Source organism: Deltaproteobacteria bacterium, assembly GCA_016183235.1.
Classification (GTDB): domain Bacteria; phylum UBA10199; class UBA10199; order DSSB01; family JACPFA01; genus JACPFA01.
In genome coordinates, this window is the sequence record JACPFA010000028.1 from 18,249 (window position 1) to 34,623 (window position 16,375).

Here is a 16,375-nt window from a genome sequence, read left to right on the forward strand (position 1 = left end):
TGATAAAATTTTTTCAGCGGTCCCCACCAATTAAACAGATTATAGTATTTTAACTTTTTGATAGTATGTTTTCTGTCATCCTCGCGAAAGCGGGGATCCAGTTCTGTAAGTGGGGTTAAGCACTGGATCCCCGCTTTCGCGGGGATGACAGCCTATTTAAAAGTTAAAACACTATAGAGGTATTCTAATGGAAGAAAATCATACGATCAATTTTACCCCCCGAGAAATTGTTTCGGAGCTTGATAAATATATTGTGGGGCAGGGGGATGCTAAACGTTCGGTGGCTATTGCCCTGCGCAATCGTTGGCGGCGTTTGCAAGTGCCTGCTGAATTGCGCGAGGAGATTGCCCCTAAAAATATCATTATGATTGGGCCCACCGGGGTTGGCAAAACCGAGATTGCACGGCGCTTGGCAAAATTGGCCGGGGCGCCTTTTATTAAGGTGGAGGCTTCGAAATTTACCGAGGTGGGTTATGTGGGTAAAGATGTTGAATCGATGATTCGTGAACTCACCGATATTGCGGTGAACATGGTGAAAGAAGAAGAAAAGGCCCAAGTGCAGGTAAAGGCGCAAGACTTGGCCGAAGAAAGAATTTTAGATTTGCTCGTGCCCCCGGCGCGCAAGGTGGCCCAAACCTTCGATGGGCAAGAGGAAGCGGCCGATCAAGCGGCACAAGATACTAAGGCAGAGGTCGAACTCACGCGTGAAAAATTTCGCAAAATGTTGCGTGAAGGCAAATTGGATGAGCGGAGGGTAGAATTAGAACCTCCCCGTGGGCCAGCCATGCCCATGGTAGAAGTGGTGGCCGGTGGCAGCATGGATGAAATTGGCATGAATTTGAAAGAAATGTTTTCTAATCTTTTCCCTAAAGGCCAAAAGCGGCGCAAGTTTAAGGTGAAGGAAGCCCTAGAATATTTAACCCAAGAAGAGGCCAGCAAATTAATCGACATGGAAAATGTGAAAAAGTTGGCGGTGATTCGGGTAGAACAAAACGGCATTGTCTTTTTAGATGAGATCGACAAAATTGCCTCCCCGGCAGGGCAGACGGGGCATGGGCCCGATGTTTCGCGCTCGGGCGTGCAACGTGACATTCTCCCCATCATTGAAGGTTCAACGGTTAACACCAAACACGGCATGGTGCGCACCGATCACGTTTTGTTTATTGCAGCGGGGGCGTTTCATTCCACCAAGCCTTCTGATTTAATCCCTGAACTGCAAGGCCGTTTTCCTATTCGCGTTGAACTCAAAGCCCTTACGCAAGGGGATTTTTTACGCATCTTGAAAGAGCCAGCCAATTCTTTAACCAAACAGTATGTAGCTTTAATGACGACCGAAGGGGTGAAGATCAATTTTACCGAAACCGGATTAGAAGAGATCGCCGACATTGCAACCAAGATGAACGAAAAACTCGAAAATATCGGCGCCCGGCGCCTGCATACCATTTTAGAAAAGGTGTTAGAAGAAATCTCCTTTACCGCTCCCGACAAGAGTGGTAGCGCGGTCAAAATTGATGCCGCTTATGTGAAGAAGCAGTTGAAAGATATTGTTAAAGACCAAGATTTGAGTAGATATATTTTGTGACAATGGTGTCATTGCGAGCAAAGCGAAGCAATCTCTCTTTTAAGATTGCAACGCTTGCGCTCGCAATGACAATAAGAATCGATGGATGAAATAATCAACAAAACCAAAGTGCTCATGGAGGCCATGCCCTATATCCGCAAATTTAGGGGCAAGACCTTTGTGATCAAATACGGCGGCAGTGCCATGGTCGACGAGGCTTTGAAAGAAGGCTTTGCCAAAGATATTGTTATGCTCAAATACATTGGGATCAACCCCGTGATCGTGCATGGGGGCGGGCCGCAGATTGGTGAAGTGCTGGCTAAAATGGGGATGGAATCAAAGTTTCACAAAGGCGTGCGGATTACCGACGATGCCACCATGGATGTGGTAGAAATGGTATTGGCCGGCCAAGTGAATCAAGAGATTGTGCGTTTGATCAATCGCCACGGGGGCAAGGCGGTGGGCTATTCAGGGGTCGATGGCAACATGATCAAGGCCAAAAAATTACCCAAAGAAAAAGTGACCTTTGATAAGAAAGTAAAAGAGATTATTGATTTAGGCCGAGTGGGTAATGTGACCGAAATTGATTGCTCTATCATCACTTCGAATACGAGCGAATTATCGATCCCGGTGATTGCACCCTTAGGGGTTTCGTCTGAAGGCGAGGTGCTTAATATCAATGCCGATTTAGTGGCGGGTGCTATGGCCGTGGCCTTGAGGGCCGAAAAATTAATTTTGTTAACCGACGTGGCTGGGGTGTTAGATGATGAGGGCAAGCTAATTCACAGTCTTTCTCACAAGACGGTTAAGGAATGGAAAGAAAAGGGAGTCATTAGTGGGGGCATGATCCCTAAAATTAAATCTTGCCTTGATGCAGTAGAAAAGGGGGTCAAGAGTGTTCACATCATCGATGGAAGGGTTCCCCATTCTATTTTACTCGAAGTTTTTACCGACGTAGGGATTGGCACGGTTATTACCGAATAAACTAATTCATCCCCATCCGCAAAGCGCCATCTAATCGAATCGTTTCTCCGTTTAACATTGGATTTTCGATGATAAGCTTGGCCAACGCAGCAAATTCGAGCGGGTCGCCAAAACGTTTAGGAAAGGGGATTTGTTGGGCAAGGGCGGTGCGGGCCGGCTCAGGGAGTTTTTGTAAGAGGGGAGTATCAAACAGTCCCGGTGCAATCGTATTCACACGGATTCCATAAGGTGCCAGGTCACGGGCAATGGGTAAAGTCATCCCTACAATGCCACCTTTGCTAGCGCTGTAAGCGGCTTGGCCAACTTGCCCATCAAAAGCGGCGATGCTGGCAGTATTAATAATCACCCCCCGTTCTCCATGGGTGTTGGGAGTATTGTTTTGCATAAGATTGGCAGCCAATCGCGTAACGTTAAAGGTGCCTACCAAATTAACTTGGAGTGTTTTAATAAACGATTCAAGGTCGCTAGGGCCTTTTTTCGAAAGGGTCTTAATGGCAAAGGCAATGCCCGCACAATTAATCGCAATATGCAAAACACCCCATTTTTTTTGAACCGTATCGAGGGCCGCTTGCACTTGTTCGGCATTAGTCACATCGGTTTTAATAAAGAGGCAATTTTCGCCAAACTCTTTTTGTGCCTTAAGCCCTTGATCTTCCCCCACATCGAGGATTAACACCTTACTCCCCGCTTTAAGCAATGTTTTGACACAACCTAATCCCAACCCCGATGCACCGCCGGTGACTAAAGCAATTTGGTTTTGAAGTTCCATGAATGACTCCTTAAAATAATAAGATTCTAATTAGCTCAATACACAATCCTTGATCTATGATCTAGGATAGGATGCTTTCTCTTCCCGAAGAACGAATTACGAAGAACGTGAACGAAAATTTGGCGGATTCGAACCGTCGAAAGAAAGACAAAGATCGCAATTCGTTGACGTTTTTCGTTCTTCGGGCAAAAAATTTGTCTTAAGCCAAATTTTTTGTGCCTAACTGACAGCCTGGTTTTCAGGCGGCTTTCTTAAGCCGTTCTAACCCATCCAAAATAAAAACACGAATTAACACTTGATACGGAATACCTTGTTTTTCAGCGGTTCGTTTCAGTTCAGAGATAGTAGAGTCGTCCAATGCAACACTAGTTGGCCTTTTGCGAGCATTTTTATATCTTTTCATCGCCTCAAGAATCTTGACGGCATCTAATTGAACCGGTTCTTTATACTCCTTTAGAGATTTTGCGTAAGATTTCTTCATACTGCTTCCTTTCTTTGCGGTGAGCTGGCCTAGCACTGATCACTCGAACACGTCCCTCTCTTAAAACCATGACGACTTGAAGTAAACGACCGGCAAAAGTCGGTCCAACTACTCCCAACCGTTGTTCATCCACCGGTGGATGAACTTGAATGCCTAGTGGCAAAGCAGAGCCAGATTTAAAGACCTCCTCAGTTTCAGCGATCGAGATACCATGCTTGGCTGCGTTCTTAGTGTTATTTCCATGGTCCCATTCAAATTCGAAATGCGGTGTCTCAAGTAACCAAATGAGTAACCATTCTACAAATTTCCACTGAGCCATGATTAATACTACCACACTATTATTATAGTGTCAAAATAGTGTTTTCATCGCTCATGCTGGAAATAAGTAGCTTTTGGGACCGAAATAATAATTTTTGGTTGAGCCGGGAAGCTCTCATAAAACGGGCCCCATGGAAAAGATAGATAAAGAAAGACGGTTTCTCTTCCTGAAGAACGTGAACGAAAATTTGGCGCATTCGAATCGTTGAAAGAAAGACAAAGATCGTAATTCGTTCACGTTTTTCGTTCGTCGGGCAAAAAATTTGTCTTAAGCCAAATTTTTATGCCCCCGGCATGAATCGAACATGCGACCAACGGTTTAGGAAACCGCTGCTCTATCCACTGAGCTACGAGGGCGAATTGCAACCTCGATCGTTATCTCATGGTTTAACTCAAGGGCAAAGTAGCTTTTTATACTCCGCAAAATCTACGATTTTGCTGCGCGGCTGGAGTAAATCCAGCCTTGCTGCCACTGAGCTACGAGGGCTATTTTTAGGACGCGCTAGTCCTTAACAACGACATGAGTAAAAGTAAAATTAATAAAATTTAATGATTTCAATTAGATAGTTTTTTTAGATTTACTCCGTCTCATCTTTCTTAGAAAATAAGTTGAGGGGAAATAAATCTTGCTTGAGCTTGTTAAGGTCTAGCTCATTAAGGAGCGAATAGTTGATTCGTTTTAATATGGTTTTATACACAACTTATGTACTATTTTGTCGAACATAAACAATATATCTCATAGAAGATATAAAAAGCGGCGACCCAAGGCAGGGGCCGGGCCCGTTTTTATATCTTCTACTTAAATACTTAAATATCTTGCAAAAAACGGTCATGCCAAAATGAGGGAGTCACGATTCTATGCAACTCAAATTTAAATACCTTTATTGGATTGTTTTTTTGCTCTGTTCGCCAAGCCTTATGGTCCATGCGCAGATCCCCAACAACGGCAGTTTTAAAATTCCTCCGTTGAAACCACCCCCACTTAATATTCCAAACCAAGGCAATAACAACAATAATAATGCACAGCCTCCTGTCCCTCCTGCAAGGGTTGATTTTGGTAATCATGATATTTTTGGACAAAGACCTATCGAAAACTGCCCCGTGATGTTAGGGCGTCCTCCGTCTGAGCGAGGTGCTCTCATTCAGCTTAAATCGTGCGAAAGTGCCATTGATCCACGGACAAATTGTAAATATCTCTTTTATTCCCAGGCCGATGATACGGCCCATCCAGGAGAAAGATTAGGTTGCTTTATTGTCAAGGATGCTACAGGGCAATCTCACGACGGTTTTTTGTGTTTCGGAGACCATACTCGGTTAAGCCAAGACGATGTTAACCGCCTACTTTCTATTCGCTGTTTTAATACTTTGGAATATATAAAAGCTGCGACGATGCCAGGGACTGTTCTCATCACCTTCCCCGTGCAGCCACAAATGGAGAATCTTCCCTAAAAGAGAGAAAATTAGATTCTCCTTGACCGCCTCATGCGAAATCGGTACCATTTTGATTAGTGATAACCTTGAGTTAGATCCCCTTGGGTTCTAAAGGGAGGTTACGACACCCTCTAAATGGGAGTTTTGCCCATGAGTCTCAATAAATCTCAAATCATTGATATCCTTAGTGAACGTTCTAAAATTCCACGCAAACGTGCCGAAGATGTAGTTGATTTGATCTTTGATTCGTTAAGCGATGCTCTGGCTAGTAATGAACGCATCGAGATTCGTGGTTTTGGCAGTTTTGTTTGCCGAGAATATGGTTCTTATAAAGGCCGCAACCCGCGAACCGGCGAATCGATCGATGTTAAACCCAAACGGCTGCCTTTTTTCAAGGTAGGTAAAGAGCTCAGGGAAAAAGTGGATGGTGAAGAAGAAGTGGTATAAAAATTGCTACTCCACAAACACGCATGGCCCATCCCCTCAAGAAAATTCTAGTGGTGACGCCGGGGCATTCTCATTACCCGGCTAGGTTACTACCCTTATCCGGTCATCCCAAAAATTTATATCTGTTAGGTGATCTGCAACTTTTGCAAGGTCGACCCATGATTGCAGTCGTGGGTACGCGCCGCGCTAGCCATTATGCAGTCTCGATCACCCGTCGTTTGATTCAACAAATGAAACCTTGGCATCCGACCATTGTCAGTGGCATGGCCATGGGAATCGATGCTGTTGCCCAGCAAGCTGCGTTAGACCATGGATTGAAAACCATTGGGGTGTTGGGGTGCCCGGTGGATGTTGTTTATCCCCAACAAAATGAAGCTTTGTATACACGAGTGAAACGTGAGGGGTTGCTAGTATCCGAATTTGCTCCAGGTAGTCCGATTTACGCCAGTCATTTCCCAGCACGCAATCGGATTATTGCAGGGCTCAGCGATGCAGTTATTGTAGTTGAAGCACCCGAAAAAAGTGGGGCCCTGATTACGGCAGGCTTTGCAGCCGATTATGATCGCGCGGTTTTTGTAGTGCCAGGTCCTATTAGCATGCAAAAAAATTTAGGCGGGCATCGGTTGATTGAAGATGGGGCGCACCTTTTATATGATGTTGAAGAAATGTTTAAAATTTTGAAATTCGAAAAAACTTTTGCCCACCCACGTCATCCCGGCATTGTCATCCCTGCGAAGGCAGGGACCCATGATATCGGAGCCATCTCCCGTGTCTTAACTTTCTTAACTGCCGAACCTATTCATATTGACAAAATAATCACAATGAGTCATGAGCCGCCGAATCGTGTTATGGCTCTATTAAGCGAAGCGACCCTAGCTGGCATGGTTGAAGAGTTGCCAGGTAAATTTTTTGTAAGGACAAATGTCATCCTCCGCGCAGGCGGGGGAGCCATATTATGACCAAAGCATTAGTCATTGTTGAATCGCCTGCCAAGGCCAAAAGTATTGGCAAATATTTAGGGCGAAATTATGTAGTCAAGGCCTCAGTGGGGCACGTGCTGGATTTGCCGCCCACCAAGCTTGGGGTAGAGGTTGAAAAAGATTTTCAACCAACCTATGTGATCATTAAAGGCAAAAAACCCATTATCGAAGAAATCAAAAAATTAGCGAAGAGCAGCGATTCGGTTTATTTGGCAACCGACCCTGACCGAGAAGGGGAGGCCATTGCCTATCACCTTGCCCAAAGTATTAAATCGGCTAAAGTCCCCGTGCATCGGGTGTTGTTTAACGAAATTACTAAAAAAACGGTTTTAGATTCTATTGCCCATCCCAAGCAAATCGATGAAAATCTTTTTAATGCCCAACAAGCGCGGCGCATTTTAGACAGATTGGTGGGTTATAAAATTAGCCCCTTGTTGTGGGAAAAGGTGCAGCGAGGTTTATCGGCCGGGCGGGTGCAATCGGTGGCGTTGCGGATTGTGTGCGAACGCGAAACCGAAGTGCAAAGTTTTAAGGCTGAAGAATATTGGTCGTTGCATGCCCTATTAGAAGGTTCCATTCCTCCAGCCTTTCAAGCCAAACTGATTAAAATTAACCAAAAAGAGGCTAAGCTTGCAACTGGGCCAGAAGTTGAAGACTTAAAATCAAAAATCAGCCAACAAAATTTTGTTTTAAAACAAATTGTCAAAAAAGAACGGCGCCGCAACCCGGCCCCACCTTTTATCACCAGTACCTTGCAACAAGAGGCCGCCCGTAAATTGGGCTATTCAGCCAAACGCACCATGCAGTTGGCACAAATGCTCTACGAGGGGGTGGAGCTAGAAGACGGCGAAGTGGCAGGGCTGATCACTTATATGCGTACCGATTCAACGCGGATCGGGGCCGAGGCCTTGCAGAGTATAGCTGGTTATATTGTTAAGCAATACGGCAAAGAATTTCTCCCTGAGACTGCAAGAATTTATAAAACCAAAAAAGCTATTCAAGATGCCCACGAGTGCATTCGCCCCACCTCCATGGATTTGCCACCCGAACGGGTAAAGGCCTTATTAAAAAAAGATTTGTTTCGTTTGTATGAATTAATTTGGAAACGCACGGTGGCCTGCCAAATGGCCGCCGCAATTTACGATCAAACCACTTTTGATATTGAAGCCGGGCCTTATGCCTTTCGTGCCACGGGGTCTATTTTAAAATTTTCTGGGTTTATTGAAATTTATTTAGAAGGTCGTGACGAGGCCAACGCAGAAGACGAAGATGAAGAAGGCAAACGCCTGCCTGATTTAAAAGAAGGCGAGCAGTTAAAATTAAATGATTTGACCGGCGAGCAACATTTTACCCAACCCCCACCGTGCTTCACCGAGGCAAGTTTGGTAAAAACCTTAGAAGAATTAGGCATTGGCCGGCCTTCTACTTATGCGGCGATTTTAAGCACCTTAGTTGATAAAAAATATTGTGAAAAATTAGAAAATAAATTTCACCCCACTCAGTTGGGTAAAATTGTTAATGAATTGTTGGTGGGCAGTTTCCCTGAAATCCTCGATGTAAAATTCACCGCCCAGATGGAAGATAAACTAGACGAAATCGAAGAAGGCAAACGCCAGTGGGTGGCAACGTTGCACGAGTTTTATCAACCCTTTGCAAAGACCTTGAGCCTTGCCAAAACCAACATGAAAAATATCAAGAAACAAGAGATTGCCACGGAGTATTCTTGTGAAAAATGTGGCAAGCCCATGGTGGTAAAATGGGGGCGGCATGGGGAATTTTTAGCCTGCGTGGGTTACCCCGATTGCAAGTCTACCAAAGAGATCAAACGCAAAGACGATGGGGGTATTGCGGTGCAAGCAACTCCCACCACCGATGAGGTTTGTGAAAAATGTGGTAGCCCCATGGTGGTAAAGCGCGGCCGCTTTGGGCAATTTTTGGCCTGCTCCAAATATCCCGATTGTAAAAGTACCAAGGCCATCAGCATGGGGGTTGCGTGCCCCGACTGTGGCAAGCCATTGTCGGAGCGTCGCACCAAACGTGGCAAACCTTTTTATGGTTGCACCGGCTACCCCAATTGCAAATTTGCCTTGTGGGATAAACCCGTCAAAGACAAGCCCTGCCCCCAATGCCAAGCGCCCTTTTTGCTAGCCAAATTTAGCAAGCGCGATGGGCAAAAGTTCGTGTGCTATAAAAAAGAATGCGGGTATGAAGAAAAACAAAACTCCTAGATTATTTACTCTTGCAATTTTTGTATACATTGTTTACATTTGAATACATGAGCGTAGCTGTATCCGTTCGGATTCCAAAAAAAATGGCAAATTGGTTGGCAAAGTTGGCTAATAACACAGAACGTAGCCGCTCTTACCATGTGCAGCGTGCTTTAGAAGAATACATGGAAGATTGTGCAGATTTGCAGATTGCGCTTGAACGTCTCCGTGATCCACATGATCGCCTCATTCCCAGTAAAGAGTTTAAAAAGAAACTTGGTCTATAAAATATACTACAAAAGTTCGGTAGAGAAAGATCTAGAACGACTAGACAAGTCAGAGCAGCTTCGCATTGTTAAAAAAATTGAAAGTCAACTAAGGAATAATCCACTTCTCTGTCCAATGTTGCATGGTAGGCTTGCAGGTCTAAGAAAGTTGCGAGTAGGAGATTACCGAGTGATCTATTCAGTCATGGATGATCATGTTTGGGTTTTACGGATTGCAAACCGCAAGGATGTTTATCGATAGGGGGCAATTCTACTTACCAAAAGCAAGTCAGAGGCGTCAGTCGTTTAGTCTGGCACAGGCGCTTCAGCTGGTGCTTCAGCCTTTGCTTTAGCGGCTTGAGCCTTGGTTAAAGCTTCATCAGCCTTGGTTGTTGCATCTGGGTCTTTATTGGCGGTAATAACAGCTTGTGCCGCAGCAATGGCTCGATCGGCTAAACGTAGGGCGGCAGGCTTATTGCTGGCTAAGGTTTTTTCTGCCTGAGTGGCTAATTGAAAGGCACGATTGGCTTGTGCCATGGCCTTTTGTGCAGGGGTGCGGGTGTCACGGGGTGCGTCTTCTGCATCTGTCCCTTCTGGCACATCTGGGGCTGCTTCAGCGCCTCCGCCAATGCTGGCGGGGGCGATGTTGAATTGTGGCACCGAACCGTCATCAAAATAATATTCAATGCGGCGATTGAGTTCGCGGAAGTAGTCCTTGGTTTTCTTATTACCCACTTCGGCAAAGCGAGGCATGAGTTCGCCAAAGGCATAGATCTTAATGCGATCAGCGGGGATGCCTTGAGCCATTAAATAAAGTTTTGCAGCAATGGCTCGGCGAGCAGAGAGGTGCAGGTTGTGCACGGCATTGGCTTCGCCACTGGTATGGGCACGAATCACAATGCCTTTTGTTTTGATTTCTTCAAGTTCTTCGGCGGTTAAAGGACTAGCAGGATCTGGGGAGAGTTTACCTGAAAAGACTTCGGCTGTGTGGGTTTGGTTAACGAATTCTGCGGCGAGATTTCCGTAAACGCCACCAAAAGCGGTCATGAAGGCCTTAGCAGTCTTTTTGCCCTCTGCATCGAGTTTGCCATCAAGTGCTACTGGGAAACTCAGTGTGCCTGCCCGCACTTTTTCTACATAGGCATGCATACGTTTAAGCTGGGTTGAAGCTTCGATGTATTCTGTCCAATGATCATTGAGATCACTATTGATGGCTGCCGTAAAGGCAGACAGAGCAGCACGATCTTCACGACCATCTTTTTTAAGAGAGGCCATGTTGAGATCTGTGCGCTCAGCTTTTAAACGATTAAAAGTATCATCGAAAATTTGGGGGGTTTTACCATCGGGTCGGTTGACTTGGAACCGTACGTTGGCGAAACTATAGGCTGCTCCACGCACCACCCGTTCACTCTTTTCCACTCGGCCGAAGATGAGGGCCAACAATTCTAATTTGCGAATGATCTGCTCTTTATTCGTTGATAATTGACTGTGTTCACCGGTTAAGCGGCTGTAAGTGTCATCGACATCGCGGCAGGTTGCTTTGTTGAGATTGGTGCGATAGGGGTCAGGATAAAGGGCCCAGAAATTATAGTCATCGGGGAAACGCTCTACCACTCTTGCATCGATGCCTGCCGTATCTAAGCGGAGGGCTGCCAAACGGCTAGCAATTGTTGGGCGAACATTTTCATTAATATCTTGCTCATCTCTGCCTGCATCTTGAGCTTCTTTAATCATGGCCGCTTCTATTTCACGAGCCTGAGATTCTAAGACCACTTTGTAAATGCTGCGATTCACATCACGCATCTTGGTGGGGTCTAAGAGGTCTTTGATATGTTCAATGTCGAGGTTGGGGTTAATGGCCTTGAATGCAGCCGTAATTGCGGCTTTTTCCTCGGGGCTTAATTCAGGGGCATCGGTGAGTAGTTGATGGAACTTATCAAAATTGCCCGTGAGTTCAGTAATCTCAGTACGGAAGGTCCTGTTTTCACGTTGTATCCTGTCCATCCTTTGTTTTTGAGCATCACAACGTTCAACTCCGTAGGGGAGGTAGGTAGTTTTACCTTGGAAATCCCAATCTAATCTCAAGGCACCACCGGCCATCAAATCGGCAACCGTTAAATCGTTTCCAAAGATGGAATGTTTAATTTCTGCAGCCAAGACAATGGCTTGTTCATCACCCACAGGAATGCGTACAACGTCAAAAGCTGCGCCATAACTTCTTACCAACGCCACCCCATCTCCATCTGACAGATCATGCAATAGCGCTCCATCGGTGATCGTTACGACTCGTCCCCCACCAACGCCACCGCGAACGGCAACTTGATTAAAAAAGTAGGGAAGGGCCTTAGTCCATTCTAAAATTAATGCCCCATTGATTAAGACGGCCCATTTAGAGGCGCCAAAAGTATTTTCGTTGCCTTGTTGAAATAGGGCTTCAAGTTCAGGGGCGATTCGAAAGTTTAATAGATGATCATCAGTACCTGTGACGCGGAAGGCCGCTCCAAAACGGGCTGCAATTTGCTTGTAATCCCAACCTTCATTAAAGCTATTAAAATTAGTGGAAAATTCGGAACCTTCTGGGCCACCTTGGCGACCGTTAAAGTAAGCTAGTGCCAGTTGAAATCTAATAAAATCATCATAAGTACTGAAGGCACTGCCAGTGGCTAATATGGCGGGGATGCGTGCATCATCGGGCAGCAGGCCGGCATTATCTTTCGGAACACTCAAATCTCTGGGTGGGGTAATATCAACCGGGCGTTCGACACACTGTTGAAAGAGATGAATCCAAATCTGATCGGCAGGACAATTAATAGTAGGTTCAACCATAAAAGCCTCTTTATTTTAACTTGGTCGTTTTTCCAGGCCCCCCTGCCTTAAAGAATAAATTTTCATTAAAAATTCTAGCCAGGCTATCGTGGTATTGCGGTAAAGGTTGCGCAAATAAATAAATGTCATTGCGAGCCCTAAGCCTGCCCCGGCCCCCGAGCCGGGGTGGCAATCCCACCGCTTAGGCAGAAGAGATTGCTTCGGCAGGCTTGCCTCGCAATGACAGAGGAATTCATTAATTACCAAGCAACTTATTTTGGGGGGTGTCGAGCACGCAGCAAACAGGTCAAATCTATAATATTGTGAAATTAGGTAATGTGTTTGGGGGGTTATTCAAATCAATAAGGGGTCAAGGCATGAAGAAGATTATTTATTTCGTTTTGGCCTTTTTGGCCCTTGCGGCCAGTGCCCAGGCTGAAACCTTTCATGTGGTTAATAACAATGACCATGGCAATGGTAGCCTGCGCACCGTCATTCATAGTGCCTGTAACGAAACCGCCGGTGATGACACCATTGATTTTGGGATTTGGTCGCCCGACTTTCCCGATAGTAAAACCATTCATCTCGATAGCCCCTTGGTGATCCCTGCCAATTGCCAGGGTAAAATTACCCTCATTGGCCGTGAAGATATGGAGATCACATTCAATGGGTCTGATTTAGGCGGGGCCGAAGCTGCTTTAAAGATTCAAAAAGACCATACCCATATACAAAATTTTGTTTTTATTGGGGCGCCTACTGCGATTTTGGTGGAGTCCAATTTTAACGAAATTACTCTTAATCGTATTGGTTGGTCACCAGGCCAAGGCAAAGAGCCTAATGGGGTTGGGATTTTAGTAACCGGCAATGATAATCAAATTTATGAAAATATTGTAGCGGGTAATGATGTAGATGGGTTTTTGGTCAGCGGGGATCGTAATCATTTTAGCAAAAATTACATTGGGACTAACCCAGCTTTTCAAGACTTAGGCAATGGTGGCCGTGGGATTCTCTTTACCGATGGGGCGTCAGACAATGAAGTTGGGGGCAATAACGACAACAAAAAGAATTGGATTTATTTTAACAACATTGGTGTAGGGGTGGCCGGCAATAATAGCATGGGTAATCGCATCAGTCGCAATTCGATTGCCCGCAACGATGGTCTAGGCATTGATTTAGGTGCCAACGGGGTTACCGAAAACCAAGCTAATAATAATGGCCCTAATGAATGGGTGCATTTTCCTACGATGCTGCGATCGGTGCCGGTGAATATTAATGCCGCTAATCCCAATAGTTTTTTTATTCAAGGGCGTGGGGTGCCAGGTACGAAGATTCAAATTTATTTAGTGGCCCCTAATGATCAAGACACCCACGGGGAAGGCAAAGAATTTTTAAAAGAGGCCCCGGTTCCCAATCAAGCGGGTGACGATGGTTATGCAGCTTTTTCCGTATTGCTCAATGGCCGTGCCGTGGGCGATAAAATTTCAATTATTACCATAGCGGCTAATGGCAATACTTCGGAATTTGCCAATACTTTAACCATGCATAGTGGCCCTTCGCCAACGCCTAATCCCATTCCAACCCCAACGGCGCCACCCAATCTTACTTTTCCTCAACCAACCCCAACGGCTGAGCCAACACCAACAGCTACAGCAACGCCGACGGTCGAACCGACTCCTACGCCAACGAGTGAACCAACGGTTCCACCCGATGCCCCTTTGAATTTAGTAGCTGAAACTGCTTCTATTAGCGAAATCAATGTGACCTGGAATGATGCCAGTGATGATGAACAAGGCTTTCGCTTAGAGCGTTCGGATGATGCTAATTGTTTAAATGATATTAATGCGGTCTTTGAACAAATCGCACAGCTGGCTGCCGGTACCACGCAATATCAAGATCAAGGCCTGCTTCCTAACACGACTTATTGTTACCGTGTGCGTGCCTTTAGCCCAGCGGGTAATTCCAATTATTCAAACCGCGACGATGCCACCACCTTGCCCGATAGCGATGGTGATGGCATTACCGATTCAGAAGACAATTGCCCTACCACACCAAACCCTGGCCAAGAAGATGGCGATGGTGATGGAATAGGGGATGTGTGCGATAATTGTGTAGACGTTGGCAACCCCGATCAACTCGATCAAAACCCCATTAATGGCATTGGCGATCTTTGTGAGACCCCCATTCCCACGCCTACGGCAACTCCCACTCCAACCCCGTTCGTCGATGGAGACGGTGATGGGGTGCCCGATGACATCGATAATTGTAAAGAGGTTCCAAACCCCGGCCAAGAAGATGGAGATTTAGATGGCATTGGCGATGCGTGTGATGATTGCCCTAACGACCCCACCAATACCTGCAACATTGGGCCCGAGAGTTGTAACGCCGATTCGCCGGATACCGATGCCGATAATATTTGCGACCTTCACGAAGATGCGCCGGATGTCGATACCGATACCGATGGCGAACCTGATTTTAAAGATCTCGATACCGACAATGACACCATTCCTGATATTGTAGAAGCCGGAGACGATGATAAGGCTACACCACCGGTAGATACCGATGGCGACGGTATTGGCGATTGGCGCGACCCTGATTCGGATAATGACGGTATACCCGATGAAGAAGAAGCAGGGCCAGACCCGACCAACCCAGTTGATACCGATGACGATGGTTTGCCTGATTTTCAAGACACCGATTCCGACGATGATGGGATTCCCGATGGTGATGGTGAAAATCCAGTTGATAATTGTCGCATTGTATTTAACCCCGATCAAACCGATTCGGATGGCGATGGCATTGGTGACGCTTGTGATGATCAGGCTGGCAATTGCACGCCCGACGCGCCCGATAGCGATGCCGATACGATTTGTAATTTAGATGAAGATGCACCCAGCGTTGATACCGAGGGTGATGGTACTCCTGACTATCTTGATTTAGATACCGATGACGATAGCATTGCCGATGATGATGAAGCCGGCGATGCCGATTTAACCACGCCACCAGTGGATACCGATGATGACGGCATAGGCGATTGGCGCGACCCTGATTCTGATAACGATAGTTATCCCGATGATGAAGAAGCCGGTGATGACAACATCGACACGCCGCCTGTTGATACCGATCAAGATGGCATGCCTGATTTTCAAGACACCGATTCCGATAACGATACCATCCCCGATGGTACCCTGGCCGGGCCCGTCGATAATTGTCGATTGATTCCTAATGCCGATCAAGCCGATGCCGATGGTGATGGAATAGGTAATGCGTGTGATCCAACCCCGGGGACCGGAATAATTCCAACTCCAACACCCAAGATTGAGCCGGATCCGCTTTTTGAAACCTTACCTCCCGACATGTTTATTCAGGGTGGTGGAGGATGTTCCATTGTTAATCAAGTAGATAGACACAATGCATTAAACTTTTACTTTATATCTTGCGTTCTTGGTTTGATTGCAACATTTATGTTGCGTTTTAAAAACAAAACATATAAAAGGGTGTCATAAGTTTAATTTCCCTAAACCCCATACCCCTAGAAAGCCCCTGTATTTGGCTCTAGTTCAGATCAGGGGCTTTCATTTATCTAACGCCTTCCTTATATCATCCGAATCTTCCATTTTATTCTTCAATTCATATGCAAATTGTTGCATCTAAAAAGTTTTACTGAAGTGGGCTAAAGGGTAATTTGAGAACTCGCACCCGTGAAGCCTACTCGGTCCAAAAAATCCTTTATTTTTATTGAATTAGAGTATTCCTTCGTCATCCTCTAATTCAAAAAAATAATAGGATTTTTTGAACCTCCTACGGCTTCACTTCTGTGCTAAAAGTTCTCAAATTACCCTTTAGCCCACTTCAGTAAAACTTTTCATATCTCTGCAAATATTTGAGAAATATAAAAAGAGAGTGAAGTGACTTTGAAGGTGAGGTGGTTTCGCCGACCCATCGCGGAAGCGGCGGGGTCCCCATGTGGGCTAGCCGGCGAGGATGCGCCGAGGCCCGCCTCTGGGCGGGAACGCGGAAGGATTCCATGCCGGCTAGCCCCATGAGAAGATATGGATGACCTCAGCACTTGCCACCGGGCGCTGGTTAGCCCAATAAGAGAGTGCAACAAAATGGTTTGTTGCAACAA

The 16,375-nt window shown here is 45.9% G+C and carries 13 protein-coding genes and 1 tRNA gene; 9 read left to right on the forward strand and 5 right to left on the reverse strand.

Annotated elements, in window-relative coordinates; all coding sequences use genetic code 11:
* The first annotated feature begins 187 nt into the window (after nt 1–187).
* Both hslU and argB read left to right on the forward strand, forming a co-directional pair.
* Nucleotides 188–1,582, forward strand: coding sequence for an ATP-dependent protease ATPase subunit HslU (gene hslU / locus HYU97_07350; protein MBI2336559.1), 1,395 nt, complete (start codon nt 188–190; stop codon nt 1,580–1,582).
* Nucleotides 1,583–1,663: 81 nt separating this feature from the next.
* A complete protein-coding gene (gene argB / locus HYU97_07355) occupies nt 1,664–2,545 on the forward strand; it encodes an acetylglutamate kinase (protein MBI2336560.1) in 882 nt (293 codons plus the stop codon).
* Nucleotide 2,546: 1 nt separating this feature from the next.
* Here the strand turns inward: argB and HYU97_07360 are convergent, their stop codons facing one another.
* The 4 genes from HYU97_07360 to HYU97_07375 form a co-directional block, all read right to left on the reverse strand.
* The gene (locus HYU97_07360; GenBank protein ID MBI2336561.1) at nt 2,547–3,314 is read right to left on the reverse strand and encodes a 3-hydroxyacyl-CoA dehydrogenase; all 768 of its coding nucleotides are present in this window, start codon (nt 3,312–3,314) and stop codon (nt 2,547–2,549) included.
* 238 nt (nt 3,315–3,552) lie between these two features.
* Nucleotides 3,553–3,795, reverse strand: a complete 243-nt coding sequence (locus HYU97_07365) for a hypothetical protein (GenBank protein MBI2336562.1) — start codon at nt 3,793–3,795, stop codon at nt 3,553–3,555.
* Nucleotides 3,758–4,114: a BrnT family toxin gene (locus HYU97_07370; protein ID MBI2336563.1), complete on the reverse strand. Its 357-nt coding sequence runs from the start codon at nt 4,112–4,114 to the stop codon at nt 3,758–3,760. Before HYU97_07370 ends, HYU97_07365 begins: the two co-directional genes overlap by 38 nt.
* A gap of 283 nt (nt 4,115–4,397) precedes the next feature.
* Nucleotides 4,398–4,470: transfer RNA gene (locus HYU97_07375), tRNA-Arg, on the reverse strand.
* 501 nt (nt 4,471–4,971) lie between these two features.
* Between HYU97_07375 and HYU97_07380 the strand changes: the two genes are divergently transcribed.
* From HYU97_07380 to HYU97_07405, 6 genes are all read left to right on the forward strand, one after another.
* The gene (locus HYU97_07380; protein MBI2336564.1) at nt 4,972–5,562 is read left to right on the forward strand and encodes a hypothetical protein; all 591 of its coding nucleotides are present in this window, start codon (nt 4,972–4,974) and stop codon (nt 5,560–5,562) included.
* A gap of 132 nt (nt 5,563–5,694) precedes the next feature.
* Nucleotides 5,695–5,991 (forward strand): integration host factor subunit beta, encoded by a 297-nt coding sequence (locus HYU97_07385; protein ID MBI2336565.1) that lies wholly within the window; start codon nt 5,695–5,697, stop codon nt 5,989–5,991.
* Nucleotides 5,992–6,014: 23 nt separating this feature from the next.
* Entirely contained in the window at nt 6,015–6,950 is a 936-nt protein-coding gene (gene dprA, locus HYU97_07390; protein ID MBI2336566.1) for a DNA-protecting protein DprA, read from the forward strand.
* On the forward strand, nt 6,947–9,199 hold the full coding sequence (topA, locus tag HYU97_07395; protein MBI2336567.1) for a type I DNA topoisomerase: 2,253 nt from the start codon (nt 6,947–6,949) through the stop codon (nt 9,197–9,199). The genes dprA and topA overlap by 4 nt, the downstream gene beginning before the upstream one ends.
* Nucleotides 9,200–9,246: 47 nt before the next feature.
* Entirely contained in the window at nt 9,247–9,465 is a 219-nt protein-coding gene (locus HYU97_07400; GenBank protein ID MBI2336568.1) for a ribbon-helix-helix protein, CopG family, read from the forward strand.
* Complete coding sequence (locus HYU97_07405; GenBank protein MBI2336569.1) at nt 9,455–9,706, forward strand: type II toxin-antitoxin system RelE/ParE family toxin; 252 nt, start codon at nt 9,455–9,457, stop codon at nt 9,704–9,706. Before HYU97_07400 ends, HYU97_07405 begins: the two co-directional genes overlap by 11 nt.
* A 44-nt stretch (nt 9,707–9,750) precedes the next feature.
* Here the strand turns inward: HYU97_07405 and HYU97_07410 are convergent, their stop codons facing one another.
* On the reverse strand, nt 9,751–10,719 hold the full coding sequence (locus tag HYU97_07410) for an OmpA family protein (GenBank protein MBI2336570.1): 969 nt from the start codon (nt 10,717–10,719) through the stop codon (nt 9,751–9,753).
* 1,907 nt (nt 10,720–12,626) lie between these two features.
* On the opposite strand from HYU97_07410, the gene HYU97_07415 reads away from it, so the two are divergent.
* The gene (locus HYU97_07415) at nt 12,627–15,752 is read left to right on the forward strand and encodes a thrombospondin type 3 repeat-containing protein (GenBank protein MBI2336571.1); all 3,126 of its coding nucleotides are present in this window, start codon (nt 12,627–12,629) and stop codon (nt 15,750–15,752) included.
* Nucleotides 15,753–16,375 lie beyond the last annotated feature (623 nt).

Excerpts from the sequence above, each read along its gene's own strand:
- HYU97_07415 (MBI2336571.1), top strand. The coding sequence starts at position 12,627 with ATGAAGAAGATTATTTATTTCGTTTTGGCCTTTTTGGCCCTTGCGGCC.
- HYU97_07365 (MBI2336562.1), bottom strand. The coding sequence starts at position 3,795 with ATGAAGAAATCTTACGCAAAATCTCTAAAGGAGTATAAAGAACCGGTT.
- dprA (MBI2336566.1), top strand. The coding sequence starts at position 6,015 with ATGGCCCATCCCCTCAAGAAAATTCTAGTGGTGACGCCGGGGCATTCT.
- HYU97_07400 (MBI2336568.1), top strand. The coding sequence starts at position 9,247 with ATGAGCGTAGCTGTATCCGTTCGGATTCCAAAAAAAATGGCAAATTGG.
- HYU97_07360 (MBI2336561.1), bottom strand. The coding sequence starts at position 3,314 with ATGGAACTTCAAAACCAAATTGCTTTAGTCACCGGCGGTGCATCGGGG.
- argB (MBI2336560.1), top strand. The coding sequence starts at position 1,664 with ATGGATGAAATAATCAACAAAACCAAAGTGCTCATGGAGGCCATGCCC.
- hslU (MBI2336559.1), top strand. The coding sequence starts at position 188 with ATGGAAGAAAATCATACGATCAATTTTACCCCCCGAGAAATTGTTTCG.
- HYU97_07385 (MBI2336565.1), top strand. The coding sequence starts at position 5,695 with ATGAGTCTCAATAAATCTCAAATCATTGATATCCTTAGTGAACGTTCT.
- topA (MBI2336567.1), top strand. The coding sequence starts at position 6,947 with ATGACCAAAGCATTAGTCATTGTTGAATCGCCTGCCAAGGCCAAAAGT.
- HYU97_07410 (MBI2336570.1), bottom strand. The coding sequence starts at position 10,719 with ATGGCCTCTCTTAAAAAAGATGGTCGTGAAGATCGTGCTGCTCTGTCT.
- HYU97_07370 (MBI2336563.1), bottom strand. The coding sequence starts at position 4,114 with ATGGCTCAGTGGAAATTTGTAGAATGGTTACTCATTTGGTTACTTGAG.
- HYU97_07380 (MBI2336564.1), top strand. The coding sequence starts at position 4,972 with ATGCAACTCAAATTTAAATACCTTTATTGGATTGTTTTTTTGCTCTGT.